This window comes from Tatumella citrea (assembly GCF_002163585.1).
Lineage (GTDB): Bacteria > Pseudomonadota > Gammaproteobacteria > Enterobacterales > Enterobacteriaceae > Tatumella > Tatumella citrea.
The window spans coordinates 3,978,170-4,001,462 of record NZ_CP015579.1 but is presented as its reverse complement, the minus strand read 5'-3'; the positions used below and the strand labels follow the sequence as shown (position 1 = coordinate 4,001,462).

At 51.2% G+C, this 23,293-nt stretch carries 21 protein-coding genes, 4 tRNA genes and 2 other RNA genes; 21 read left to right on the top strand and 6 right to left on the bottom strand.

Annotated elements, in window-relative coordinates; translation table 11 throughout:
* The first annotated feature begins 15 nt into the window (after positions 1 to 15).
* From rffC to A7K98_RS18910, 14 genes are all read left to right on the top strand, one after another.
* Complete coding sequence (gene rffC, locus A7K98_RS18975; RefSeq protein ID WP_087490594.1) at positions 16 to 723, top strand: dTDP-4-amino-4,6-dideoxy-D-galactose acyltransferase; 708 nt, start codon at positions 16 to 18, stop codon at positions 721 to 723.
* Positions 710 to 1,840: a dTDP-4-amino-4,6-dideoxygalactose transaminase gene (rffA, locus tag A7K98_RS18970; protein WP_087489943.1), complete on the top strand. Its 1,131-nt coding sequence runs from the start codon at positions 710 to 712 to the stop codon at positions 1,838 to 1,840. The genes rffC and rffA overlap by 14 nt, the downstream gene beginning before the upstream one ends.
* A complete protein-coding gene (gene wzxE / locus A7K98_RS18965) occupies positions 1,840 to 3,087 on the top strand; it encodes a lipid III flippase WzxE (RefSeq protein ID WP_087489942.1) in 1,248 nt (415 codons plus the stop codon). The genes rffA and wzxE overlap by 1 nt, the downstream gene beginning before the upstream one ends.
* Complete coding sequence (locus A7K98_RS18960) at positions 3,084 to 4,166, top strand: TDP-N-acetylfucosamine:lipid II N-acetylfucosaminyltransferase (RefSeq protein WP_087489941.1); 1,083 nt, start codon at positions 3,084 to 3,086, stop codon at positions 4,164 to 4,166. The genes wzxE and A7K98_RS18960 overlap by 4 nt, the downstream gene beginning before the upstream one ends.
* The gene (gene wzyE, locus A7K98_RS18955; protein ID WP_087489940.1) at positions 4,163 to 5,521 is read left to right on the top strand and encodes an ECA oligosaccharide polymerase; all 1,359 of its coding nucleotides are present in this window, start codon (positions 4,163 to 4,165) and stop codon (positions 5,519 to 5,521) included. Before A7K98_RS18960 ends, wzyE begins: the two co-directional genes overlap by 4 nt.
* Before the next feature lie 20 nt (positions 5,522 to 5,541).
* Positions 5,542 to 6,282: a lipopolysaccharide N-acetylmannosaminouronosyltransferase gene (gene wecG, locus A7K98_RS18950; RefSeq protein WP_087489939.1), complete on the top strand. Its 741-nt coding sequence runs from the start codon at positions 5,542 to 5,544 to the stop codon at positions 6,280 to 6,282.
* 149 nt (positions 6,283 to 6,431) lie between these two features.
* Positions 6,432 to 6,508, top strand: a tRNA-Arg gene (locus tag A7K98_RS18945).
* A gap of 87 nt (positions 6,509 to 6,595) precedes the next feature.
* Positions 6,596 to 6,671: transfer RNA gene (locus A7K98_RS18940), tRNA-His, on the top strand.
* 15 nt (positions 6,672 to 6,686) lie between these two features.
* A tRNA-Leu gene (locus A7K98_RS18935) sits at positions 6,687 to 6,773 on the top strand.
* Between the two features lie 29 nt (positions 6,774 to 6,802).
* A tRNA-Pro gene (locus A7K98_RS18930) sits at positions 6,803 to 6,879 on the top strand.
* A 33-nt stretch (positions 6,880 to 6,912) separates the two neighbouring features.
* Positions 6,913 to 7,026, top strand: a non-coding RNA gene (locus A7K98_RS18925) — RtT sRNA.
* A 33-nt stretch (positions 7,027 to 7,059) separates the two neighbouring features.
* Positions 7,060 to 7,173, top strand: a non-coding RNA gene (locus A7K98_RS18920) — RtT sRNA.
* A 622-nt stretch (positions 7,174 to 7,795) separates the two neighbouring features.
* Positions 7,796 to 8,167 (top strand): tRNA-binding protein, encoded by a 372-nt coding sequence (locus A7K98_RS18915; RefSeq protein WP_087489938.1) that lies wholly within the window; start codon positions 7,796 to 7,798, stop codon positions 8,165 to 8,167.
* A gap of 125 nt (positions 8,168 to 8,292) precedes the next feature.
* Positions 8,293 to 9,096, top strand: a complete 804-nt coding sequence (locus A7K98_RS18910; RefSeq protein ID WP_087489937.1) for a nucleotidyltransferase domain-containing protein — start codon at positions 8,293 to 8,295, stop codon at positions 9,094 to 9,096.
* Between the two features lie 7 nt (positions 9,097 to 9,103).
* Here A7K98_RS18910 and A7K98_RS18905 read toward each other — a convergent pair whose 3' ends face one another.
* From A7K98_RS18905 to hemC, 5 genes are all read right to left on the bottom strand, one after another.
* Positions 9,104 to 9,643: an NADPH-dependent FMN reductase gene (locus A7K98_RS18905; protein ID WP_087489936.1), complete on the bottom strand. Its 540-nt coding sequence runs from the start codon at positions 9,641 to 9,643 to the stop codon at positions 9,104 to 9,106.
* 567 nt (positions 9,644 to 10,210) lie between these two features.
* Positions 10,211 to 11,407, bottom strand: a complete 1,197-nt coding sequence (hemY, locus tag A7K98_RS18900; RefSeq protein ID WP_087490593.1) for a protoheme IX biogenesis protein HemY — start codon at positions 11,405 to 11,407, stop codon at positions 10,211 to 10,213.
* Positions 11,408 to 11,409: 2 nt separating this feature from the next.
* Positions 11,410 to 12,552 (bottom strand): uroporphyrinogen-III C-methyltransferase, encoded by a 1,143-nt coding sequence (gene hemX, locus A7K98_RS18895; protein WP_087489935.1) that lies wholly within the window; start codon positions 12,550 to 12,552, stop codon positions 11,410 to 11,412.
* A 25-nt stretch (positions 12,553 to 12,577) separates the two neighbouring features.
* Positions 12,578 to 13,318 (bottom strand): uroporphyrinogen-III synthase, encoded by a 741-nt coding sequence (hemD, locus tag A7K98_RS18890; protein WP_087489934.1) that lies wholly within the window; start codon positions 13,316 to 13,318, stop codon positions 12,578 to 12,580.
* A complete protein-coding gene (gene hemC, locus A7K98_RS18885; protein WP_087489933.1) occupies positions 13,315 to 14,259 on the bottom strand; it encodes a hydroxymethylbilane synthase in 945 nt (314 codons plus the stop codon). The genes hemD and hemC overlap by 4 nt, the downstream gene beginning before the upstream one ends.
* Positions 14,260 to 14,570: 311 nt before the next feature.
* Between hemC and A7K98_RS18880 the strand changes: the two genes are divergently transcribed.
* Positions 14,571 to 17,135 carry a class I adenylate cyclase gene (locus tag A7K98_RS18880; RefSeq protein ID WP_087489932.1) on the top strand — a complete coding sequence of 855 codons (2,565 nt, stop codon included), beginning with the start codon at positions 14,571 to 14,573 and terminating at the stop codon, positions 17,133 to 17,135.
* A gap of 45 nt (positions 17,136 to 17,180) precedes the next feature.
* On the opposite strand, the gene cyaY is transcribed toward A7K98_RS18880, so the two are convergent.
* Positions 17,181 to 17,498, bottom strand: coding sequence for an iron donor protein CyaY (gene cyaY, locus A7K98_RS18875; protein WP_087489931.1), 318 nt, complete (start codon positions 17,496 to 17,498; stop codon positions 17,181 to 17,183).
* 179 nt (positions 17,499 to 17,677) lie between these two features.
* On the opposite strand from cyaY, the gene lptM reads away from it, so the two are divergent.
* From lptM to uvrD, 6 genes are read left to right on the top strand one after another with little or no spacing between them, the layout of a single operon-like run.
* The gene (gene lptM / locus A7K98_RS18870) at positions 17,678 to 17,860 is read left to right on the top strand and encodes an LPS translocon maturation chaperone LptM (protein ID WP_407703125.1); all 183 of its coding nucleotides are present in this window, start codon (positions 17,678 to 17,680) and stop codon (positions 17,858 to 17,860) included.
* A 26-nt stretch (positions 17,861 to 17,886) separates the two neighbouring features.
* Entirely contained in the window at positions 17,887 to 18,711 is an 825-nt protein-coding gene (gene dapF, locus A7K98_RS18865; RefSeq protein WP_087489929.1) for a diaminopimelate epimerase, read from the top strand.
* Positions 18,708 to 19,415 (top strand): DUF484 domain-containing protein, encoded by a 708-nt coding sequence (locus A7K98_RS18860; protein ID WP_087489928.1) that lies wholly within the window; start codon positions 18,708 to 18,710, stop codon positions 19,413 to 19,415. The genes dapF and A7K98_RS18860 overlap by 4 nt, the downstream gene beginning before the upstream one ends.
* A gap of 8 nt (positions 19,416 to 19,423) precedes the next feature.
* Entirely contained in the window at positions 19,424 to 20,326 is a 903-nt protein-coding gene (xerC, locus tag A7K98_RS18855; RefSeq protein WP_087490592.1) for a tyrosine recombinase XerC, read from the top strand.
* A complete protein-coding gene (gene yigB, locus A7K98_RS18850; RefSeq protein ID WP_087489927.1) occupies positions 20,326 to 21,042 on the top strand; it encodes a 5-amino-6-(5-phospho-D-ribitylamino)uracil phosphatase YigB in 717 nt (238 codons plus the stop codon). The genes xerC and yigB overlap by 1 nt, the downstream gene beginning before the upstream one ends.
* Positions 21,043 to 21,087: 45 nt before the next feature.
* On the top strand, positions 21,088 to 23,250 hold the full coding sequence (uvrD, locus tag A7K98_RS18845; protein WP_087489926.1) for a DNA helicase II: 2,163 nt from the start codon (positions 21,088 to 21,090) through the stop codon (positions 23,248 to 23,250).
* Positions 23,251 to 23,293 lie beyond the last annotated feature (43 nt).

Sequence of the window (23,293 nt, the reverse complement as noted above, 5' to 3'; positions counted from 1 at the left end):
TTATCGGGGGCTGAAATGCAAATAAATGGCAGTATTGTGACGCTCGAATGGGAATCAGAATTTTTTGGTCATCCAATCGGCCGTCTGGTCCCCGGGGGAACTCAGCCCCTGCAGACCGGGGAATTGGATCGCTATCGTCTGGTGCAGGCCAGAATCGCGGCAGAAGATCATTCCGGGCTGGCGATTGCTAATCAACTGGGTTTCCAACTGGCAGAGGGTGAAGCCGGGCTGGTTCTGGCGATTTTACAAACTGAGCGCCAGCCAGGTATCCGCATTGCCCGTGAAAGCCAAATCCCGGAATTACGCCAGGCAGCATCCCAGGCATTCGTACAAAGCCGTTTCCGCTCCCCATGGTTCAACAGTGCTGATTGCCAGCGTTTTTATGCGCAGTGGATAGAAAATGCCGTCACCGGGCGGTTTGATGACCAGTGCCTGGTGGCTTTTGGCGCCGGTGGAGAGTTGCAGGGATTTGTGTCGGTCCGCGAAACTGGTGAAGATGCCCGTATCGGGTTATTGGCAGTGGTCCCCGAAGCCAGAGGTAAAGGTATTGGTCAGCGACTCTTGTACGCTGCTGCCGACTGGGGAAGAGTAAGACGACTCCGGCATCTGCATATTACGACTCAACTCAGTAACGTTGTGGCGATGCGTCTCTACCTGCGTAGCGGTGCCCGACTGGAAAATACCGCCTATTGGCTATACAGGAAAACAGATGATTCCCTTTAATTCCCCCCCGGTGACCGGCAGCGAAATTGAGTATATGCAGTCGGCGATGTCCAGTGGCAAACTCAGCGGTGACGGTGGCTTCACCCGACGCTGCCAGCAATGGATGGAACAGCGTTTCGGCAGTCATAAAGTACTGTTGACCCCGTCCTGCACCGCGTCACTGGAAATGGCCGCATTGCTGATTAATATTGTGCCCGGCGATGAAGTGATTATGCCGGGTTATACCTTTGTATCAACGGCTAATGCTTTTGTGCTGCGCGGGGCGAAAATTGTGTTCGTCGATATCCGTCCGGATACACTCAATATTGATGAAACTCTGATTGAAGCAGCGATTACCGAAAAAACCCGCGCGGTTGTTGCGGTGCATTATGCCGGGGTTGCCTGCGAAATGGATAGTATTGTCAGTCTTTGCGAAAAGCATCACCTGTTTCTGATAGAGGACGCAGCCCAGGCGGTGATGTCCTCCTATAAAGGCCGGCCACTAGGGACTATCGGTCATATTGGTTGTTTTAGTTTTCACGAAACTAAAAACTATACTGCGGGCGGGGAAGGTGGTGCGACACTGATTAATGATGAGTCGCTGGTTGCCAGAGCGGAAATTATTCGTGAGAAAGGAACTAACCGTAGCCAGTTTTTTCGTGGTCAGACAGATAAATACACCTGGCGGGATCTGGGCTCCAGCTATCTGATGTCAGACTTGCAGGCAGCGTACCTCTGGGCTCAACTTGAGGCTGCGGAACAGATTAATCAGCGACGGCTGACGTTATGGAATCAGTACTACCAGGCATTATTACCGCTGGAGCAACAGGGGCGGTTGTCGCTGCCGTCGGTTCCTGAAAACTGTACCCATAATGCGCATATGTTTTATATTCGTCTGGCAGATAATTCGGTCCGTTCACGTTTAATTGACTGGATGAAAGAAGCCGATATTTTAGCGGTATTCCACTATATTCCACTGCATAGTTCTCCTGCCGGACAACAGTTCGGACGCTTTCACGGGACCGACCGCTACACTACTGTGGAAAGTGAACGGCTGTTGCGCTTACCGCTGTTTTATAATCTGTCGGATAATAACCAGAAAACGGTTATCGGCTCACTGATGAGCTTTCTGCACTAATGTCGCTGGCAAAAGCCTCTGTCTGGACCTCCTTTTCAACGCTTATCAAAATTCTGGCCGGGTTGCTGGTGGTTAAACTACTGGCTGTCAGTTATGGCCCTGAAGGTATCGGGCTGGCTGGGAATTTTCGCCAGATGGTTACGGTACTGGGGGTTCTGGCCGGAGCCGGGATATTCAATGGGGTCACTCGTTATGTTGCTGAATATCAGGATCAGCCAGATAAGTTGCAGGCACTGACGGCGACCTCCTCCTCGATAATCATTGGCTTTTCGCTGTTGTTATGTGTGGTTTTCAGTCTGGCGGCGGCACCAATCAGTGAGTTGTTGTTTGGCAGCGACCAGTACCGCCAGGTAATCCGTATTGTCGCTTTTCTGCAGATTGGTATTGCCTGGACTAACCTGCTGCAGTCACAGCTAAAAGGGTACCGAAATGCACGGGCCAATGCGCTGGTTGTGGCCGGAGGCAGCCTGCTCGGTGTGGCAGGCTATCTGTTGTGCTGGCTGGTCGGGGGCTACTCCGGAGCTCTGGCCGGAATCGCGCTGGTTCCGGCTATCAGTCTGATACCTGCGATTGCTTTGCTGAAATCAGGTACTACCTTGCAATGGAGCTGGTTTATTCCTCGCTGGGATCCCCGGCTGGCGGCTCAGTTGCTCAGATATACCCTCATGGCACTGATGACCGCCATCACCCTTCCGGTCGCGTGGATTATGATGCGTAACCTGCTGGCAGCGCATACCGGCTGGCAACAGGTGGGACTCTGGCAGGGAGTTAGCAGCATTTCGGACGCCTGGTTGCAATTTATTACTGCGACTTTTAGTGTCTGGTTGCTGCCAACGCTGGCAAAACAAAGTGACAAGCAGGCGACCGGGCGCGTTATTTTTCGGGCATTGCGCTTTGTTATGCCAGTCGTCGCCGGAGTGGCATTACTGGTCTGGCTGTTGCGGGATGTTGCGATCTGGCTGTTATTTACTGCGAAGTTCGCCGCAATGCGCGATTTGTTTGTCTGGCAATTAACCGGTGACTTTTTTAAGGTAGGTGCCTACGTATTTGGTTACCTGGTCATTGCCAAAGCCTCTTTACGTTTCTATTTGCTCACCGAGCTGAGCCAGTTTGTGTTGCTGCTTGCCAGCGCCAGCTGGCTGATTCCGATGCACGGTGTTAGCGGAGCAGTTCAGGCCTATTGTCTGACTTATATGCTCTATTTTGCCCTGTGTGGGGCGGTGTTTATGTATTGGTACCGAAAATGACAAGCTTAATTCATCTGCTGGGGTCGGATATTCCGCATCATAACCTGACCGTGCTGCGTTTCTTTGACCAGCAGTTGTCAGTGCAGATTCCTGCCACCCGTGCCCGAAAATTTATGGTGGTTGCTCAGGACCCTCAGTCAGTTGCGGGATTTACAATGCTGGATGTGCAGGTATTTCCTGACAAAAATAGTCTGGCACAGGCAGTAGTGGAGTTAGCGGAAAACCGGCAACAACAATTTTTTTGCCATGGGCAGTTTAATCCCTGGTTGTGGCTGGCCTTAGCCAGCCGGAAAATTGCCCGCCACCAGTTGCACTGGCATATCTGGGGGGCTGATTTATATGAGGATTCCCGGCAGCTACGTTTCCGCCTGTTTTATCTGCTGCGCCGTATAGCCCAAAAACGGGTGGCCAGTGTCTGGGCGACCCGGGGAGATATCAGTCATTTGCGACAACGTGTGGCTTCGGTACCTGCTTCACTGCTCTATTTTCCGGCCCGTATGCCATCCTCTTCCCCGCCAGTTGCAGTGACGGAGGATGAGCAGCCACTGACTATCCTGTTAGGAAATTCAGGGGACCCGACGAATCGCCATGCAGAGGCTCTGGCCGATATCCGGCAGCAGTTCGGTCAACAGATACGGGTCATGGTACCTATGGGATATCCGGCGGGTAATGAGGCATATATTGCCCGGGTCAGGTCTGTGGCTGAACACTATTTTCCTGAAGGGCAGGTGACATTACTCACCGAAACCCTGGATTTTCCGGCTTATCTGGCGTTACTGGATAGCTGCCGTTTAGGCTATTTTATTTTTAAACGTCAGCAGGGGATTGGTACTCTCTGCCTGCTGATTGAGAAAAACATTCCGTTCGTGGTCAGCCGTGATAATCCGTTCTGGCAGGATTTGACCGAACAACAGCTGCCGGTATTATTTCGCGGTGATGACCTGTCACTGGCGGCAATTAATGAAGCCCGACGGCAGTTAGCCAGCTGCGATAAAACCGCCATTGCCTTTCTTTCTCCGGGGTATCTGGAAGGGTGGCACCGGATGCTGGTACAACTGGAACAGGGGGCGGTATCATGAATTTATTACAGCTTTCCGGGCTCACGCTGGTTTATCTTTGTTGCCTGGGTTTTGTGCTGGTACTGGCGGCAAAAGAGTTTCGCCGGGAGCGGTTTAACTTCCATCTGTTCTTTACTCTGCTGTTTTTGCTGACTTTCTACTTTGGTTTTCCGCTTACCTGCCTGCTGGTGTTCTGTTTTGATACTCCGGTCGTTTCCCCCGAATATTTACTGGCAGCATTGTTGTCTGCTACCGGTTTTTATGGAGTTTACTATCTGAGTTATAAGCTAAAATTCCGTCGTCCTGCTGTCGCCACTGCGCCGCCGTTGTTTAGCATGAACCGGGTTGAAACGTTGATTTTCTGTAGCCTGTTGGCGCTGATTGCTATCGGCACCGTCGGGGTGTTCTTTATGCATAATGGTTTCCTGCTGTTCCGGCTGAGTTCCTACAGCCAGATATTTTCCAGTCAGGTTTCCGGGGTGGCGCTCAAGCGGTTTTTTTATTTCTTTATTCCGGCGATGCTTATTGTCTATTTCCTCAAGCCGACCCGTAAGAACTGGTTAATATTCCTCGGATATACTGTCAGTTTTGGATTACTGACTTATCTGATTGTCGGGGGCACCCGGGCCAATGTCATTATCGCGTTTGCCCTGTTTTTGTTTATTGGTATTACCCGGGGCTGGATTAATCTCACCATGCTGGTATCGGCGGGTGTTTTGTCGGTAGTAGGCATGTTCTGGCTGGCCTTGCGCCGTTATAACCTGCAGGTCTCGGGCGATGAGGCATTCCATACATTTTTGTATCTCACGCGGGATACCTTTTCTCCGTGGGAAAATCTTGCCCTGTTACTGAGCCATTATCACCGGATTGAGTTTCAGGGGCTGGCACCGATGTGGCGGGATTTTTATGTGTTTATTCCCTCATGGCTGTGGCACGGTCGCCCGTCAGAGGTTCTGAACAGCGCCAACTACTTTACCTGGGATGTATTGCATAACCATTCCGGGCTGGCGATATCACCCACACTGATTGGTTCGCTGGTGGTGATGGGCGGAGTGTGGCTGTTGATTCCGGGAGCGGTGGTCGTAGGATTTATCATTCGTGGCTTCGATTATATTTATCGCCGGGCGATGCAGGAGTCTAACCGTTACACTGCGGCAGTGCTGAATAGCTTTTGTTTCGGAGCCATTTTCAATCTGATAGTGCTGGCACGCGAAGGGCTGGATGCTTTCGGGTCAAGAATCGTGTTTTTTAGCGTTATTTTTTTATTCTGCCTGGTGGTGGCCAAACTGTTGTTCTGGTTGCTGGACAGTGCAGGTGTCATTCGGCAACGCAAAACGCCGGTCACTGACACAGTATTAACATTTAAAAATCAATAACCTCTGGATTGTAGAAGGTAATGAATAAATACCCTGGTTCCCCTCCGTACCGGATTCGGGGGGTGTCGCTATACGGTTTCCGTTCAGTGAAACAATTCGCTGAGTTCCTGTTGCCTCCGGATAAGCCCCGCAGAGGGATGCTGGTGGCGATTAATGCGGAAAAGATACTCTCAGCCGAAAAAGATCCGTTGTTACAGGAGATCCTGTCTGAGGCCGAATTTAACTATGCTGACGGGATCAGCATTGTTCGTTCCGTCAGAAAAAAGTATCCGGGCAGTGATATCCGTAGAGTTGCCGGTGCCGATCTGTGGCAGGAGTTAATGCAACAGGCCGCAGAGAGGAAGATACCGGTGTATCTGCTGGGTGGAAAGCCGGAGGTGTTGCGGCAGACCTGCGATAAATTACACCGGTTGTGGCCGGTTAATATCGCTGGCAGCCACGACGGTTATTTTTCTGAGCAACAAACAGAAGCTGTTATTCAGAATATTGCCGACAGTGGTGCCAAAATTATCACAGTGGCGATGGGCTCACCGCGACAGGAGCTATTTATTCGCCGTTGCCGTGAAGTTTATCCTGATGCTCTGTATATGGGAGTCGGGGGGACTTACGATGTTTTCTGTGGCGTCGTGAAACGGGCGCCGGCAATCTGGCAGCAACTGGGGTTGGAGTGGTTATATCGTCTGATAAAGCAACCTTCACGCTGGCGGCGGCAGTGGCAATTGCTGCGTTATCAAAAGTATCACTGGCGGGGTGATTTATAGTGCCGGAGATTATTTCAGTGCAAAAGTTGCTCAGTGTGCTGGATCTTCAGTCAAACTGTGCAAACGATAAGCAAATGAATAATTTTATTAAAAAAGCACTAGACAGGATTAGCTCAACCCCGTAATATCCGCATCCGCAACGGCGCTAAGCGCCCGTAGCTCAGCTGGATAGAGCGCTGCCCTCCGGAGGCAGAGGTCTCAGGTTCGAATCCTGTCGGGCGCACCATTTTTGGTTAGCGTAAGAGCTGCAGTGATTTACCGCGAGAGTAGTAAAGGTGTTTTTAGCTACGTTGTAAGAAGTAAGAAAAATATGGTGGCTATAGCTCAGTTGGTAGAGCCCTGGATTGTGATTCCAGTTGTCGTGGGTTCGAGTCCCATTAGCCACCCCATTTTTTGCTGGATATGCGAAGGTGGCGGAATTGGTAGACGCGCTAGCTTCAGGTGTTAGTGTTCTTACGGACGTGAGGGTTCAAGTCCCTCTCTTCGCACCAGGCAAAAGATGCAGCAGTAAGCAGTATTTCGGCGAGTAGCGCAGCTTGGTAGCGCAACTGGTTTGGGACCAGTGGGTCGGAGGTTCGAATCCTCTCTCGCCGACCACTTTCGAAGAAACCCGCTTTTAGCGGGTTTTTTTACGCCTGTAGTCTGAAGAGGATGAGAACCTCCGCAGGAGGTTTGAGCCGAACGAAGTGAGACAACGTTGCTTTAGCAACGGCCCGCAGGGGCATCATCCTCTCTCGCCGACCACTTTCGAAGAAACCCGCTTTTAGCGGGTTTTTTTACGCCTGTAGTCTGAAGAGGATGAGAACCTCCGCAGGAGGTTTGAGCCGAACGAAGTGAGACAACGTTGCTTTAGCAACGGCCCGCAGGGGCATCATCCTCTCTCGCCGACCACTTTCGAAGAAACCCGCTTTTAGCGGGTTTTTTTACGCCTGTAGTTTGAAGAGGATGAGAACCTCCGCAGGAGGTTTGAGCCGAACGAAGTGAGACAACGTTGCTTTAGCAACGGCCCGCGAGTAGCCCTGCAGTCTGAGCAGGGCCATATCTTAGTTAGACCGGTTTAACTGAGCTTATAATAAAACAGCAAAGATATTCTGAAGCCGGTTAATATATTCTGGCGGTGTGTGGAAGGCTAAGAAAGTTGAAATTGAGGGCGAATCAATTTATCGCTTTGCCACCATTCTGGCATAAACTCATTTTCGCTTATCACAGATACCAGCTGGTAAGACAACTGATTAAGACCGGGGCGCCACTGCCGCATGGAAACGCTGATCTTACCTTTTCTGGATACACAATCGACAGAAGTAAAAACTTTATAAAACTTATTCTGCAGAGACTGCCTGAAACTTCGCAATCCGGTGTTTTTTGACGCTAATCTTGTTATAAGCGTGCATCCTGAATTACAGTAATTTAATGAAAAAGCCTGTCAACGCGGCTGTTATCGTTACTGCCATTTTCCGCCAGCTGACGATGCTCTGCCCGGTTTCTACCCACCAGATAACAGGATGATATAGTTATGCACCTGAATCACCCGCATGATACCCCACCTGCAGACACCATCGATTTTAACCAGTTTTTAGCAGTGGATATTCGTATCGGCACAATCATCTCCGCTGAAGCCTTTCCTGAAGCCCGTAAACCGGCCTATAAACTGACCATTGATTTTGGTCCCGGGATAGGGGTAAAGCGTTCCAGTGCACAAATTACAACCCATTATCAGTTGCAGGACCTGACTGGCAGACGAGTGGCTGCGGTGGTTAATTTCCCGCCGCGGCAGATAGGTAAGTTTATGTCCGAGGTGCTGACCTTAGGATTTCCGGACGCTGCCGGAGAGGTGGTGTTATTTGCACCTGACAAAGATGTCCCTGACGGAAGCCGTCTGTTCTGAGTTATACAGTTACCGGTTCAGGGGGAGTTCTTTAATGAGTTAACTTCCGTTGTCCGTCGTATGGCACTTAACCGGGCTTATCGGGCATGTGAAATAACGAAAGAAATGGAAATTATGGAGTGATCATGTCCGTGGAGCTCAATGGGTTTATCAGTGTCCCGCAGCCAGGCAGAATACAACCAGTGTTTGACGGGGTTGTGGCTGAGGTGATAACCCGACTAACCAGTCAGTTTCCGACACTTATCCATAGTATCTATATTTATGGCAGCGTGGCGAGGGGGGATGCATTGCCGGGACGGTCAGATCTCGATCTGACTGTGATTTTCGCAACCCAGCCGGATGTTGCCACATTACAGAAAATAGACGCTGTTCAGAAGCTGGCCGAAAATAATCACCCACAGGTGAGCAAAATCGATTTTGATTGTGGTGTTCTGACAGAGGTACTGAGCGATGAAAACCGGCTGAGCTGGGGATACTGGCTGAAACACCATTGTGTCTGCGTGTACGGCGAAAATTTAAGTCTGCGGTTTGATCCTTTTAGACCTTCGCCGGCAATTGCTCTGGCGGTCAATGGTGACTTTATGGCCGTCATACGCAGACTGGTCTGTCAGATTCAGAACACTGATGCTCCCCTCCGGCAGAGACAATGGCTGAGATCTGCGGCCAGAAAAGCCATTCGGGCCACCAGTATTCTCCGTGGTGCGGAAGATACCGACTGGCCGGATAGTCTGCAGCAACATGCAGAAAAGTTTATGACCCGCTATCCCCAACTATCTTCAGCGACCCGGACGCTGGTAGCGCTGTGTACCGCCTCAGACGGAGATATCCGTCAGGACTGTGAAGCCGTCCTGGCATTCGCCCACCGGCTGCAACAGGAGCATGCTGACGGGATATCATCCTCTTCAGAGACAGGCAACAATATCCTCTGAGATGCTGTCATGAAGAGTGCAGTGTGTCGGAAATATCCTGCCATAGTTGCTGTAAGCGTGGGCTAATCCGGGGATGATCGATTAATTGTTGTTCTGTGATATCGGGTAAAACGTAGCGGCAATCCAGAGTTGCGGCCGGACTGCAGCTATCTGAAAGCATCCCTCCCATTACGGTTACAATTTCTCTTAGATGCCCCTGAGCCAGATCAGTACGTGGCGAGAGGTTTGGCATGGCGACAGGCTTGTCGAGCAATTCACCGCTACTTACCAGCCAGTCGAGAGCATTTTTGATTACTCCGCTTACCCCATGTGCATATTCAGGACTGACGATTAAAAATAAATCTGCCTGCTGTAATTCATGTCGCCACTGGCTGACGATTTCAGGAGCTGCATCTTCAAGATCAGGGTTAAACAGCGGGAGATTTCCAGGCAATGCACTGATTTCAAAACTGATATCTTTCGGGGCAATCAGAGCCATAGCACGCAGGAAAAGGCTGTTCAGCGAACTGTTACGCAAACTTCCGGAGATACCGATAACTTTAAACATGCAGTTGTCTCTGCTCAATAGGGCTCCGGCTAACTGTCCGGGCCAGAAGAAAAGTCGGGCTACAGAATACTGATCGATAACTGTCGCTGTAAAGTCACAGGTTTATAAACAGATTGTCGTCGAATGAAGACATTTATCTTTATGATAAATATGAGTTATTTATATAGCAGGGAGGTTTGTCGCCATTCGGTGACGAAACCGGAACAGAGGCTGTTTCCGTACCGCTTCTGTGTTGCCGTCTGTGTTTTATTTATATGATTAAATTCAATGAGATATGATTTTACGGCTCATTAAAAGACAATCTGGCATTGATCATGCAATAGTGAGCTTGTAGATGCTCATTCTCCTTTTTATGTCTGACGTTGGTCACATAATCCCTGGAATGAAGCAGAGCCCTTTACCGATACCTGTTATCTGCCATCTCACAAATTATTGATGAGAATTTCAGATATTACGTTGAGTCTGGTATCAGCTGTTGTCTATCGACCTGATTTTACACCTGCCTGATTGCAGGTGTTTTTTTTGCCAAAAAAAAGCGCCTTTGAAAGGCGCTTTGGATTGTAAAATTTACTGTTCCGGATTCTGCTTAAGTGTCAGCAACAGGCCTTCACGTCGCATGCGGGCGGCTTCTTCCGGACGGCCAATCTTGTCATAACAATCTGCCAGCCAGGCATAATCAAAACCATCCGGGCGTTGTTTCAGGGCCTGAGTAAAGGCATCTGCAGCCTGCTGCCATTGGGCCTGGCGCATCAGCATTTGTCCCAGGGTACTGTTCAGCAGCGGTGTAGCACCGTGTTGTTTAATCTGCTGACGCAACGCTTTTTCCAGAGGTTCTGGTTGCGGACTATTAATTCCTGGCAGTAACAGAATCAGACGTTCGTCGTACTGACGCTTGAGCCCGGTCAGTACAATCTCCTGGGCCATCAGCGGGTCATTACACTCAATCAGATGGTTCGCCATGGCAACCTGCAGGGAAATATCCTGGCGGGTTTTGCGGCTTTGGTTTTTCCACCACTGTTTCAGACCTTCACTACCTTGTTCTGCCATGGCCTGATTCATCATGCCGAGCCAGGCCCGCTCACGTAAATCCTGCAAGTGCTGCTCATTACCGGTTTGTACCTTCTCCATTGATGGCAGAATATCCAGTAATGCCCGCCATGCTCCGGTATTAAGATAAGCCTGCTCTGCCAGGCGCAGAACCTCAGGATGCCGCGGCGCGACCTCCAGCAGTCGATCGAGGCAGTGCCTGGCTGCGTGATCTTCATGGCGAGCCAGCAGAATGCGGGCACGGGTGATTTCTACCGGGATCTGGTTATCGGTACTGACTTCCGCGGCACGTTCCAGATGCTGGTTTGCCCTGACTTCATCGCCACGCTGTTGAGCGGCTTCGGCGGCCAGCAGATAGTTAGCCAGCGGATCCGCCGCATAATCAGCATCACGGGATAACAGTTTCTCAACCTGTTTATGATCACCTTCCGCCAGTTTGATCAGGGCATCACGTGTCTGGCGCTGTGCACGACGACGTTTACGGCCACTGAACCAGCCACGGGTTCGTATCCCGGTACGCAGCACTCTGCGCAATAACCACTCGATGGCCAGAATAACCAGCAGTGCGACAATCAGAATAATCACCAGTCCGGTGACGCTGGTTTCAATATTCCAGTTATCGGTCTGAATCAGAACATAGCCCTGATGACCTGCGAGCATAGGTCCAAGAACGATGCCAGCCAGCAGCAGCAAAAAAACAATCAAAACTTTTAGCATCATCAGCCTCCCTGTTTGCCGGCTACCGGCTCAGGGGAAGGTGAAGGCTGGCTGAGCAGACCGCGCACCCGGGTTTGCATTAGCTTATCCAGCAATGGCTGGCTGGAGAGGGAATCCGGAACATCCATTGCAATAGTTTGCTGCTCAAGAGTGTCTATCTGAGCCAGGAAAGCTTTGGTGGCCGGATCACTGGCGTCATACCATGAGCGTACCCAGGTAGAAACGGATTCCAGTGACTGTTTATAAATTTCCTGCTGATGGCGGGGAACTGCCTGTGCGGCTATCAGCAACGAAGAACGGATATTTTCCCGCAGATAAATATCCTGATTAGGGGCCAACAGTGGCTGAGCTGTGTTATCACGACGACGGATAGTAATAAAGTTATCCATGAAATCATGCCAGCTTTTTACCAGGTTTTCGCGCCAGTGAGCCAGAGACCCGGAGAGTTCTTTACTGTCCTCATCCATTGGATTGTTATGGTCTTCATTATCTGCCAGTCGCAGATTATCAACACCGTTAGCCAACTGGTTGAGCTGCAAAATAATGCCATCGTAGTCCACCTGGCTGACGGCAGATAACGCACTGATGTCCTGAGTTAATGCACGACGGACATTCAGCACACTGGGATCATTCATCTCTGCCAGGCTGCCATCGGCACTTTTCAGCAATGCTGCCGCAGTGGTCGCATCCTGGTCGCTCCATAGTTTACGTCCGGCCAGTTTCACCAGGTAATCGGCCTGAGCTATCAGCCAGTTATTACTGTCGTTGCCGGTTAGCGCTGTCACTTTTTCCTGCAGGGTATCCAGCGCTTTGCTGGTCGTTTCCTGCCGCAGTTTCGCATCCTGCAGCGCCTGGTTGGCAGCAGATAGCTGTTCTGTCAGCTGTTGCTGAGCAGTGCCTGACTGCTGTTGTAACGTATTCAGTTTGTCATTCAATGCCGACAGCGACTGAGCATCAGCACTCTGTTGCTGCTTAATGTACCAATAGCTTCCGGCACCGGTCGCCAGAGCAATGATAATGGCCACAATGGCTAAAGGGGTTCCTCTATTCCTTGCTGTCGAAGTTTTATCATCCGTTCCGGGAGTCAACTGCTCTTCCGGCGGAGTCACTTCAGGTATGGCGGAGGGGTCTTTGTGTTCCGTCATGTTGGCTCATCCCATTATAGTAAGTTCAGTGTAACGCACGTAATAACGCATCGTTATCCGCACCATCAGCTACTGTCACTGAATGCCAGCCTAATTCACTGGCCAGAGTAGCTAAACGTTCACTGACGACAACCAGCCGGCAGTGCAATAGCCATTCCCTGCGATCAATTGCCGGAAACAGCGAATATAAAAGTTTTAGCATTTCGCCACTGGTAACGACCAGGGTGGTGATACCTTGCCTGCGCCAGCGGACAGCTTGTTCCGCACCCTGATACTGGCAGGGAATGCGTTGATAGCATTCACACAGCTCTACCCGGGCACCACGCTGCTGTAATGTTTCGGCCAGCAGATCCCGGCCACCATTGCCGCGTAATATTAATATGTGTTTACCACTCACATCTTTGAGCGAAGGCAGATTAAGTAGTGTTTCACTGGTGGCACTGTGTTCAGGGTAGTTCACAGTTTGCTGACAGGCCATATGTAAATCTAATGCTGTCCGACGCCCTATAGCATAATAGTCGACACTGGCCGGCCATGCAGTATTGGTTTGCATCATTGCTGGTACTGCAAAATGGACTGCTTGATGCGATACCGCAAAGACCATGTCATTGGCTTGCAAGGCCTCCAGCCGCGTGGCAAGTGACGCCAGGTCTTTGCCTGGCGTATATTCAATCAGCGGGAAACTCCAGGCATGTTTGCCTGTCTGGCGCAGTCTGGTAACCAGCTCTGACGCCGAGGGCTCCGGCCGGGTGACCAGAATGGTCATACCGGAGGCTGCCCCTGATAGACCTCACGCAGAATTTCACCGGCACCTTTTTCCAGCAGCTCTTCTGCCAGGGCGATACCCAGTTGCTCGGCCTGGTCGCGATGGCCCCGACGCTCAGCACAGATCATTTGCGAACCATCCGGAGTGCCTACCAGGCCGCGCAACCATAACTGATCATCCGCCTGCAATAATGCGTAACTGCCAATCGGAACCTGACAACCACCTTCCAGGCGCGTATTCATCGCACGTTCAGCCCGGACACAGGTTTCAGTATCGTGATGATTCAGTGACTGTAACAGGGCGATCAGCGCAGTATCATTGGTACGGCATTCAATACCAACGGCTCCCTGACCGACCGCGGGCAGCGAGACTTCTGCAGGAAGTGTACTGCGGATACGGGACTCAAGGCCCAGACGCTTCAGCCCGGCGGCAGCCAGAATAATTGCATCATATTCACCGGCATCGAGTTTGGAGAGGCGGGTTCCGACATTTCCACGTAATGAGCGAATCACCAGATCAGGGCGACGGGCACTGATCTGACACTGCCGGCGCAGACTGGAGGTTCCGACGACAGCACCTTCCGGCAGTTCATCCAGAGAGGCATATTTTTCGGAGACAAAAGCATCCAGCGGATCAGCACGTTGGCAAATAGTCACCAGACCCAGCCCTTCAGGGAAGGCGACCGGAACATCCTTCATTGAATGCACGGCAAGGTCGGCACGATTTTCCAGCATGGCCAGTTCCAACTCTTTGACAAACAATCCTTTGCCGCCAACCTTGGATAGCGGGGTATCCAGCAGAACGTCACCCTTAGTCACCATTGGGACCAGTTCAACCCGGACCTCCGGATGGGCAGCCATTAATTGTTCCTGAACATAATGCGCCTGCCAGAGAGCAAGCGGGCTTTGCCGGGTGGCGATGCGGATAATTTTATCAGACATGTCTTTAACCGTTTTAATCGTTTGTTAATCATCCTATCATTTAAACAGCAAATGTGGCAGGCTTCGGCGATGAAATCCATGCGCCGGTCATGGGATTGCCCCTGATACAGAGGGGGAACTCTCCGCACCGAATATTAAGATTTCAGCGTGAAAGGTGATAAAATAGTCACCGGAGTCATTGTGTTTAGCCAGCATAGGATGAGAGGCTAACCGCCCGCATTTCCCTGGCCGGATCTAATCCGGGTTGAGGAAAATAAAGGGAACCGTGGGAGCGACAGTGCTTAATTACCGGAAAAAACAGGCAAAACGTCTTGTACCTTTATATTGAGACTCTGAAACAGAGACTGGATGCCATTAATCAACTGCGGGTTGATCGGGCAATGGCGGCGATGGGGCCTGCCTTCAGGCAGGTGTATAGCCTGCTGCCGGTATTTCTACAATATCATCACCCTATGCTGCCAGGTTACCTGGACGGTAATGTGCCCCACGGCATTAGTTTTTTCACGCCTGTAGAAAACCAGCAGCTAATGCTGGATAAGCTCTGTCACTCTCCTGTGAAGTTGCCGGAAATTTCTCCCGGCGAAGCCCCGATTACCGGGGTCTATTCGATGGGTAGTACCTCTTCCGTTGGACAGAACAGTGTCTCCGATCTGGATATCTGGGTCTGTCATCAGTCATGGCTGGACAACGACGAACGACAAAAATTACAGCAAAAATGCAATTTGCTGCGTCAATGGTGCCTGTCTCTGGGAATTGAAGTCAGTTTCTTTCTGATTGATGAAAATCGTTTTCGCCATAATGAAAGCGGCAATCTGGGAACTGAAGATTGCGGAAGTACTCAGCATATTTTATTGCTGGATGAATTTTATCGCTCGGCAGTACGGATGGCAGGTAAGCGTATTCTGTGGAATATGGTGCCGGGTGAGGAAGAGGGGCATTACGACGATTATGTGATGTCGTTGTATGCCGGTGGTGCTCTGACTCCGAACGAATGGCTTGACCTGGGGGGCCTGGGCACCCTGTCTGCTGAAGAGTATTTCGGCGCCAGCCTCTGGCAGCTGTATAAGAGTATCGATTCACCGTACAAAGCTGTGTTGAAAACCCTGCTGCTGGAATCTTACACCCGTGAGTATCCAAATACCCGGTTGCTGGCGATGGATATTAAGCAGCGTCTGCATGACGGCGAGATTGTCAGTTTCGGGCTGGACCCCTACTGCATGATGCTGGAAAAAGTGACCCGCTACTTACAGGAAATTGATGATCCGGCCCGGCTGGACCTGGTGCGGCGCTGTTTCTATCTGAAAGCCTGTGAAAAACTGACCGAAGAGCGCCCTCAGGTCCGTTCGCAATGGCGGCGGGAAATTCTGAGCCAGCTGGTCAAAGAGTGGGGCTGGGACACTCAGCGTCTGGAAATACTGGACAGCCGTGCCAGCTGGAAAATTGAACAGGTTCGTGAAGCGCATAACGAATTGCTGGATGCGATGATGCAAAGTTATCGTAACCTGATCCGTTTTGCGCGGCGGAATAATTTAAGTGTCAGCGCCAGCCCGCAAGATATCGGGGTGCTGACCCGTAAGTTGTATGCGGCTTTTGAAGCGTTACCAGGAAAAGTTATTCTGGTTAACCCGCAGATCTCTCCTGATTTGTCCGAGGAGCATCTGACATTTATTCATGTTCCTGAAGGACGGGCCAACCGCCCGGGCTGGTATCTGTACAATAAATCCCCTGATATGGATTCCATTATCAGCAACCAGCCACTGGAATATAACCGCTATCTGATCAAGCTGGTGGCCTGGGCCTGGTTTAACGGTTTACTGACTGATAAAACCCTGTTGCATATCAAAGGCAATGGCGGTTGTGATGCCGGACGGTTACAGGAAGTGGTCAGTGATGTGTCTCAGCACTTTCCTCTGCGGGTGCCGGCTCCGACGCCAAAAGCACTGTATAGCCCGTGTGAAATCCGTCATCTGGCGATTCTGGTCAATCTGGAATACGACCCGACGGCTGAATTCCGTAATCAGGTCGTGCATTTCGATTTCCGCAAACTGGATGTCTTTAGCTTTGGACAACAGCAGCGATGTCTGATCGGCAGTATTGACCTGCTGTATCGCAATTCATGGAACGAAGTCCGAACTCTGCATTTCAGTGGTGAACAATCGATGATTGAAGCACTGAAAACTATTCTGGGTAAGATGCATCAGGATGCTCTGCCACCGGATGCGGTCGAAGTCTTCTGCTACAGCCAGCATTTACGGGGATTGATCCGCACCCGGGTTCAGCAACTGGTTTCAGAATGTATCGACATCCGTTTATCCAGCACCCGACAAGAACCGGGGCGCTTTAAGGCCCTGCGACTGGCCGGAGATACCTGGGGTGTGTTCTTCGAGCGGATGAGTGTCTCAGTGCAGAAACTGGAAAATGCGGTGGAATTTTACGGCGCTATCTCTAATAACAAACTGCACGGGTTGTCGATTAAAGTCGATTCGCAACAGGCCGATTTGCCGCCCGTGGTTAACAACTACGCCAGTGAAGGTATTATCCAGTTCTTCTTCGAGAATAATCCGTCATCTGAGTCTGATGATTTCAGTATTTATATTCTGGATGAGAATAACCGGGTAGAAGTTTACCGTCATTGTGAGGGGAGCCGGGAAGAACTGGTGCGGGATGTTAGCCGTTTCTATTCATCTTCGCATGACCGCTTTACCTACGGTTCCAGCTTCGTCAACTTTAACCTGCCACAGTTCTACCAGTTAGTGACTGAGGATGGAAAAAGTAAAGTATTGCCTTTCCGTTCTGTTTCACATGATGAAGTGGCAGAAGACGTTTCACCACAACTCAGTCGTGATGTGCTGCCGCGCTCCCGCAGCCTGTTCTGATAACACTCCAGCCGCGGAAAAATGACCGCGGCCTGAGAGTGCTGGTCAGAAACTGAATTTCTCGCCAGACTGAGCAGTACAGGCATCTGCCAGCAGTACCCAGAAATCACCGCCGGTGCGATCGCACACCCAGCGCGGTGCCTGATAACTGAAATGATAGCCGCCAGCTTTGGTCGCCAGCCAGACCTGATGCATCGGTTCCTGACGATTAATCACAATTTTGCTGCCGTTTTCAAAACTCAGGGTCATCACGCTGCCGTGAGTTTCATAATCGATATCGGCATCACCGTCATGCTCATCCAGGCGTTCTTCTACAGCCCGCAGCAATTGGTCAGCCTGTTGGTGGAATTCACTGTCGTTCATCATAGCTCCCGTGTTTTTGGCAAAGTATAGCGCGCTGATATTGTTTGCCAATCTTTGTCTGAGCGGTCTGGCCTGAGATATTGAACAGGTTATGCGAATTCAGGGATTTTCTGTTGCTTTTCCTTGTTCAACTGCGATGATAAGTGAATGAGATAAAGCACAGAATGAGTGTAACCAAAATGAAGAAAATGGTCGGCTGGCTGGCGATAATTGTAATCCCGGCAGCATTAACGGGATGCGGGCTGAAGGGGCCGCTTTACTTTCCTAAAGCTGAAACTACCAAGAAAGAGAGGCAGCAGGAAACTGCAACTAAACCCTGGAAAGATGACACCACAGCACCAGCAGGCACTGTGTCACCGTAATTAACCGATCACCGGCGGAGCAAAAAATGCAGTTTTCTAAAATGCACGGTCTCGGCAATGATTTTATGGTCGTTGACGCGGTCACTCAGAATGTTTTCTTCTCGCCGGAGCTCATTCGCCGGCTGGCAGACAGGAATCTTGGGGTCGGATTTGATCAGTTGCTGATTGTTGAGCCGCCTTATGATCCGGATCTGGATTTTCACTACCGTATTTTTAATGCGGATGGCAGCGAAGTTGCACAGTGTGGCAACGGCGCCCGCTGTTTTGCACGTTTTGTTCGCCTGAAAGGGCTGACCAATAAAAGCGATATCCGTGTTAGTACCCAAACCGGCAGAATGACCCTCAGCGTCACTAATGATGAGCTGGTGCGGGTTAATATGGGTGAACCTGATTTCGAACCTGGCAATGTTCCTTTCCGCGCCAATAAGGCCGAAAACCTCTACCTGATGCGTCTGGCAGAGCAAACAGTGATGTTTGGTGTGGTATCGATGGGCAATCCTCACTGTGTGATTCAGGTGGATAGTGTACAAACCGCCGCCGTGGAAGTGCTAGGTCCACAGATGGAAAGCCATGAGCGCTTTCCGGAACGGGTGAATGTGGGTTTTATGGAAGTTGTGTCAGAGTCCCATATTCGCCTGCGGGTCTTTGAGCGTGGCGCTGGTGAAACCCAGGCTTGCGGCAGCGGCGCCTGTGCAGCTGTTGCCAGTGGTATTCAGCAAGGATTACTCGGTGACAAAGTACGGGTAGATTTGCCTGGCGGCAGCCTGCAGATTGCCTGGGGTGGTCCGGGAACACCACTGTATATGACCGGTCCAGCGACTCATGTTTACGACGGATTTATTCATTTATGAAACCAGATGAAGACCCGGAATTACTGAATGTTGTAACTCCCGATGATCAGTCGGTCAGTGATTATCTGCGCCTGAACCCTGATTTTTTTATCCGTAATGCCCGACAGGTTGAACAAATGCAGGTTCCGCACCCGGTACGCGGAACCACTTCGCTGGTGGAGTGGCATATGGCCCGCCAGCGCAACCACATCCAACAGCTGGAAGAAGAGATCACATTGCTGATGGAGCAGGCAACCGCTAATCAGCAATTATTTGGTCAGTTGCTTTCGTTACAGTCTCATCTGGCCTGTGCCGACAGCCTGCAGGAAATGCTGAACCGGTTGCATCGCTGGGCCAGAGATTTGGGGTTAGCCGGTGCCACGGTCAGATTGTTTAACGAACAATGGCAAATCGGTGCACCTTCTGACTTTACCCGACTAGGGCTTTCCCGGCAGGCGTTCGATGCACTGCGCATTCAGCGTCTCGGCCAGCGACAACACTATCTCGGACCACTGAATGGCCCTGAGTTATTGTTGCTGTTACCGGAAGCCAAAGCAATTGGTTCGGTGGCAATGTCACTGATGGGTAATGATGAGGACGTCGGGGTACTGATTTTCAGCAGCCGCGATAAACAGCATTACCATCCGGGAATGGGCACTGAATTGCTGCAATATCTGGCGGGTATGCTGCCAGACTTGCTGTCGCGCTGGATTAGCCGCAGATGAACAGGGAAATGCCTCTGTCGTTACAGGCTCCCGTCGAGAGTTTTCTGCGCTATCTGAAAGTCGAGCGACAGCTCAGCCCGTTAACCGTCACCAGTTACCAGCGGCAGTTAGCCGTGCTCACAGAGATGATGGATGATATGGGGCTTCAGCAGTGGGCCCAACTGGAGCCGGCACATGTCAGGGCGTTGGCTGCTAAAAGCCGACGGGCAGGATTGCAGGCCAGTAGTCTGGCATTGCGGTTGTCAGCTTTACGTAGTTTGCTGGACTGGCAGGTAGGACAAGGCTTGCTGCCGGCGAATCCGGCGAAAGGTGTAGCAACCCCGAAAGCTCCCCGACACCTGCCGAAAAATATAGATGTCGATCAGATGGGGCAGTTGCTGGAAATTGATCTGAACGACCCGTTGTCGGTACGTGACCGGACAATGCTGGAAGTGATGTACGGCGCAGGCCTGCGTCTGTCGGAATTAGTTAACCTGGACTGTCGCCATTTTGATGCTGAACAGGCCGAAGTCTGGGTGATGGGTAAGGGCAGCAAAGAGCGGCGACTGCCGGTTGGCAGAACCGCCTGCGAATGGTTACTGCGCTGGCTGGAAATGCGGGAGCTGTTCGGCCCGCAGGATGACGCGATATTCCTTTCCATGCAGGGCAAACGTATCTCTGCACGTAATGTTCAGAAACGATTTGCTGAATGGGGTATCCGCCAGGGAGTGAACAGCCATATTCACCCACATAAATTACGCCACTCTTTTGCTACCCATATGCTGGAATCCAGTGGCGATTTGCGGGCAGTGCAGGAGCTGCTGGGCCACGCTAATCTGTCCACCACTCAGATTTATACCCACCTGGATTTTCAGCATCTGGCTACAGTTTATGATGCTGCACATCCCCGTGCTAAACGAGGAAAAAAATAATGCGTTTTTACCGTCCCACCGGCAAAGTCCGGGCGATGACGTTTGACCTGGACGATACGTTGTACGATAACCGTGAGGTTATCCTGACCACCGTCAAAAAGACCCACCAGGCACTTCAGGATTTCCACCCCGGATTACGTGATATCTCTCTGAGAGAGTATGAGACAGCCCGCGAAGAAATAATGCATCACCAGCCTGATGCGGTCCATGACGTTACCGCCTGGCGGGAAAAAGCCGTATACCGGGTGATGCAAAAAGCCGGATTATCAGAAGCGTTATGTCGCGAAGGAGCGACCCATGTGATGTCAGTATTTGCCGCCTGGCGAAGTGAAGTCACAATGCCACAAAGCACCCATGATACTCTGGCTTATCTGGCGCAGCGTATCCCGCTTGCCGCTATCACCAATGGTAATGCCGACCCGCATCTGATGGGGATTGCCGGATATTTTCGTTTTATTCTGCGTGCCGGGCCGCATGGCAAGGCCAAGCCGGCAGAGGATATGTACCGGCTGGCAGAAGAAAAACTGCAAATACCGGCCGCTGAAATTCTGCATGTCGGCGATGATTTAACCACTGATGTGGTGGGTTCGTTGCGCAGTGGATTCCAGTCATGCTGGATTAACCCTTACCAGCAGAACCTGATGATTGCCAGTGATGCGCGGTTGTTACCTCATCTGGAAATTTCACGGTTGGATTCGCTGACCACGCTGCTATAATGGCTGTAAAAATATACAGCTAAATTTCCCTGATACGCGGTGCCTATGGACGTTTCTGATCTGCTCAACAGTTTAAATGATAACCAGCGTGAAGCCGTTGCGGCACCGCGCAGTAACCTGCTGGTACTGGCAGGAGCGGGCAGCGGCAAGACCCGCGTACTGGTACACCGTATTGCCTGGTTGCTGACGGTCGAAAACTGTTCCCCGTATTCCATCATGGCAGTGACCTTCACCAATAAAGCGGCCGCTGAGATGCGTCATCGTATCGAACAGGTGTTGGGAACCACCCAGGGCGGGATGTGGATTGGTACCTTCCATGGGCTGGCACATCGTTTGTTACGGGCCCATCCGTTGGATGCCGGATTACCTCAGGATTTTCAGATTCTCGACAGTGAAGATCAGTTACGGTTACTGAAACGTCTGATTAAAGCCCTGAATCTGGATGATAAACAATGGCCTGCCCGCCAGGCTATGTGGTACATCAACGGCAAAAAAGATGAAGGTCTGCGGCCGAAACATATTGAAAGTTACGGCAATCCGGTTGAACAAACCTGGCTGAAAATTTATCAGGCATATCAGGAAGCCTGTGACCGCGCCGGGCTGGTCGATTTTGCCGAACTGTTATTACGGGCCCATGAATTGTGGCTGAATAAACCGCATATTCTGAATCATTACCGCGAGCGTTTTACTAATCTGTTGGTGGACGAATTCCAGGATACTAACAACATCCAGTATGCCTGGATACGGATGCTGGCGGGTGATACCGGCAAAGTCATGATCGTTGGCGATGATGATCAGTCAATTTACGGCTGGCGTGGTGCTCAGGTGGAGAATATTCAGCGCTTCCTTACTGACTTCACCGGTGCTCAGACTATCCGCCTGGAACAAAACTACCGTTCAACCAGCAATATTCTGAAAGCGGCCAATACCCTGATTGCCAATAATCAGGGAAGGTTAGGAAAAGAACTGTGGACTGAAGACGGTGATGGTGAACCCATCTCGTTGTACTGCGCTTTCAATGAGCTGGATGAAGCCCGGTTTGTGGTCGGTCGAATTAAGCACTGGCATGAACAGGGTGGATCGCTGGCCGACTGTGCCATTCTTTACCGCAGCAATGCTCAGTCGCGCGTACTGGAAGAAGCCTTGCTGCAAAGCAGCCTGCCTTATCGTATTTATGGCGGTATGCGCTTTTTCGAACGCCAGGAAATTAAAGATGCCCTGGCCTATTTACGGCTGATATCTAACCGCAATGATGACGCCGCCTTTGAGCGGGTAGTGAACACCCCGACACGGGGGATTGGTGACCGTACTCTGGATGTGGTTCGTCAGGCGGCCCGGGACCGGCAACTGACCCTCTGGCAATCCTCCCGCGAGTTACTGTCGGAAAAGGTGCTGGCCGGCAGAGCGGCTTCGGCGCTGTTACGTTTTATTGAGCTGATTGATTCGTTATCACGGGAAACCAGCGATCTGCCTCTGCATGTTCAGACTGACAGGGTCGTGAAAGACTCCGGTTTGTGGATGATGTACGAGCAGGAAAACGGAGAGAAAGGCCAGACGCGTATCGAAAACCTTGAGGAACTGGTCACTGCGACCCGGCAGTTCAGCTATCAGGATGAAGATCAGGATTTGATGCCGTTGCAGGCGTTTCTGTCACATGCTGCGCTGGAAGCCGGTGAAGGTCAGGCGGATAAATGGCAGGATGCAGCGCAACTTATGACCATGCATGCGGCTAAAGGTCTGGAATTTAGCCAGGTCTTTATTGTGGGCATGGAAGAAGGGATGTTCCCAAGCCAGATGTCGTTGGAAGAGGGTGGACGGCTGGAAGAAGAGCGGCGATTGGCTTATGTCGGCGTCACTCGTGCTATGCAGAAGCTGACTCTGACCTATGCCGAAAGCCGGCGTCTGTATGGAAAAGAAGTTTACCATCGCCCGTCACGATTTATCGGTGAAATACCTGAAGAGTGCATCGAAGAGGTCCGGTTAAGGGCGAGTGTCAGCCGGCCGGTCAGCCATCAACGGATGGGGGCTCCGGTCACTAACAATGATAGTGGCTTTGCGCTGGGGCAGCGGGTCCGGCATGCTAAATTTGGTGAAGGTACTATCATTAACCTGGAAGGTAGCGGTGAGCATTCCCGGGTCCAGGTAGCATTCCAGGGGCAGGGGATTAAATGGCTGGTAGCGGCCTATGCCCGTCTGGAAAGCGCATGATTACGGGGAGTTTTCTTGACGATTTTTTCGTCTCAGCGTAACA

Coding starts and splice junctions, on each gene's coding strand:
- wzyE (WP_087489940.1), top strand. CDS start 4,163: ATGAATTTATTACAGCTTTCCGGGCTCACGCTGGTTTATCTTTGTTGC.
- cyaY (WP_087489931.1), bottom strand. CDS start 17,498: ATGAACGACAGTGAATTCCACCAACAGGCTGACCAATTGCTGCGGGCT.
- dapF (WP_087489929.1), top strand. CDS start 17,887: ATGCAGTTTTCTAAAATGCACGGTCTCGGCAATGATTTTATGGTCGTT.
- yigB (WP_087489927.1), top strand. CDS start 20,326: ATGCGTTTTTACCGTCCCACCGGCAAAGTCCGGGCGATGACGTTTGAC.
- hemX (WP_087489935.1), bottom strand. CDS start 12,552: ATGACGGAACACAAAGACCCCTCCGCCATACCTGAAGTGACTCCGCCG.
- A7K98_RS18915 (WP_087489938.1), top strand. CDS start 7,796: ATGCACCTGAATCACCCGCATGATACCCCACCTGCAGACACCATCGAT.
- A7K98_RS18905 (WP_087489936.1), bottom strand. CDS start 9,643: ATGTTTAAAGTTATCGGTATCTCCGGAAGTTTGCGTAACAGTTCGCTG.
- rffC (WP_087490594.1), top strand. CDS start 16: ATGCAAATAAATGGCAGTATTGTGACGCTCGAATGGGAATCAGAATTT.
- wzxE (WP_087489942.1), top strand. CDS start 1,840: ATGTCGCTGGCAAAAGCCTCTGTCTGGACCTCCTTTTCAACGCTTATC.
- A7K98_RS18910 (WP_087489937.1), top strand. CDS start 8,293: ATGTCCGTGGAGCTCAATGGGTTTATCAGTGTCCCGCAGCCAGGCAGA.
- lptM (WP_407703125.1), top strand. CDS start 17,678: ATGAAGAAAATGGTCGGCTGGCTGGCGATAATTGTAATCCCGGCAGCA.
- hemC (WP_087489933.1), bottom strand. CDS start 14,259: ATGTCTGATAAAATTATCCGCATCGCCACCCGGCAAAGCCCGCTTGCT.
- hemD (WP_087489934.1), bottom strand. CDS start 13,318: ATGACCATTCTGGTCACCCGGCCGGAGCCCTCGGCGTCAGAGCTGGTT.
- uvrD (WP_087489926.1), top strand. CDS start 21,088: ATGGACGTTTCTGATCTGCTCAACAGTTTAAATGATAACCAGCGTGAA.
- A7K98_RS18960 (WP_087489941.1), top strand. CDS start 3,084: ATGACAAGCTTAATTCATCTGCTGGGGTCGGATATTCCGCATCATAAC.
- rffA (WP_087489943.1), top strand. CDS start 710: ATGATTCCCTTTAATTCCCCCCCGGTGACCGGCAGCGAAATTGAGTAT.
- A7K98_RS18860 (WP_087489928.1), top strand. CDS start 18,708: ATGAAACCAGATGAAGACCCGGAATTACTGAATGTTGTAACTCCCGAT.
- hemY (WP_087490593.1), bottom strand. CDS start 11,407: ATGCTAAAAGTTTTGATTGTTTTTTTGCTGCTGCTGGCTGGCATCGTT.
- wecG (WP_087489939.1), top strand. CDS start 5,542: ATGAATAAATACCCTGGTTCCCCTCCGTACCGGATTCGGGGGGTGTCG.
- xerC (WP_087490592.1), top strand. CDS start 19,424: ATGCCTCTGTCGTTACAGGCTCCCGTCGAGAGTTTTCTGCGCTATCTG.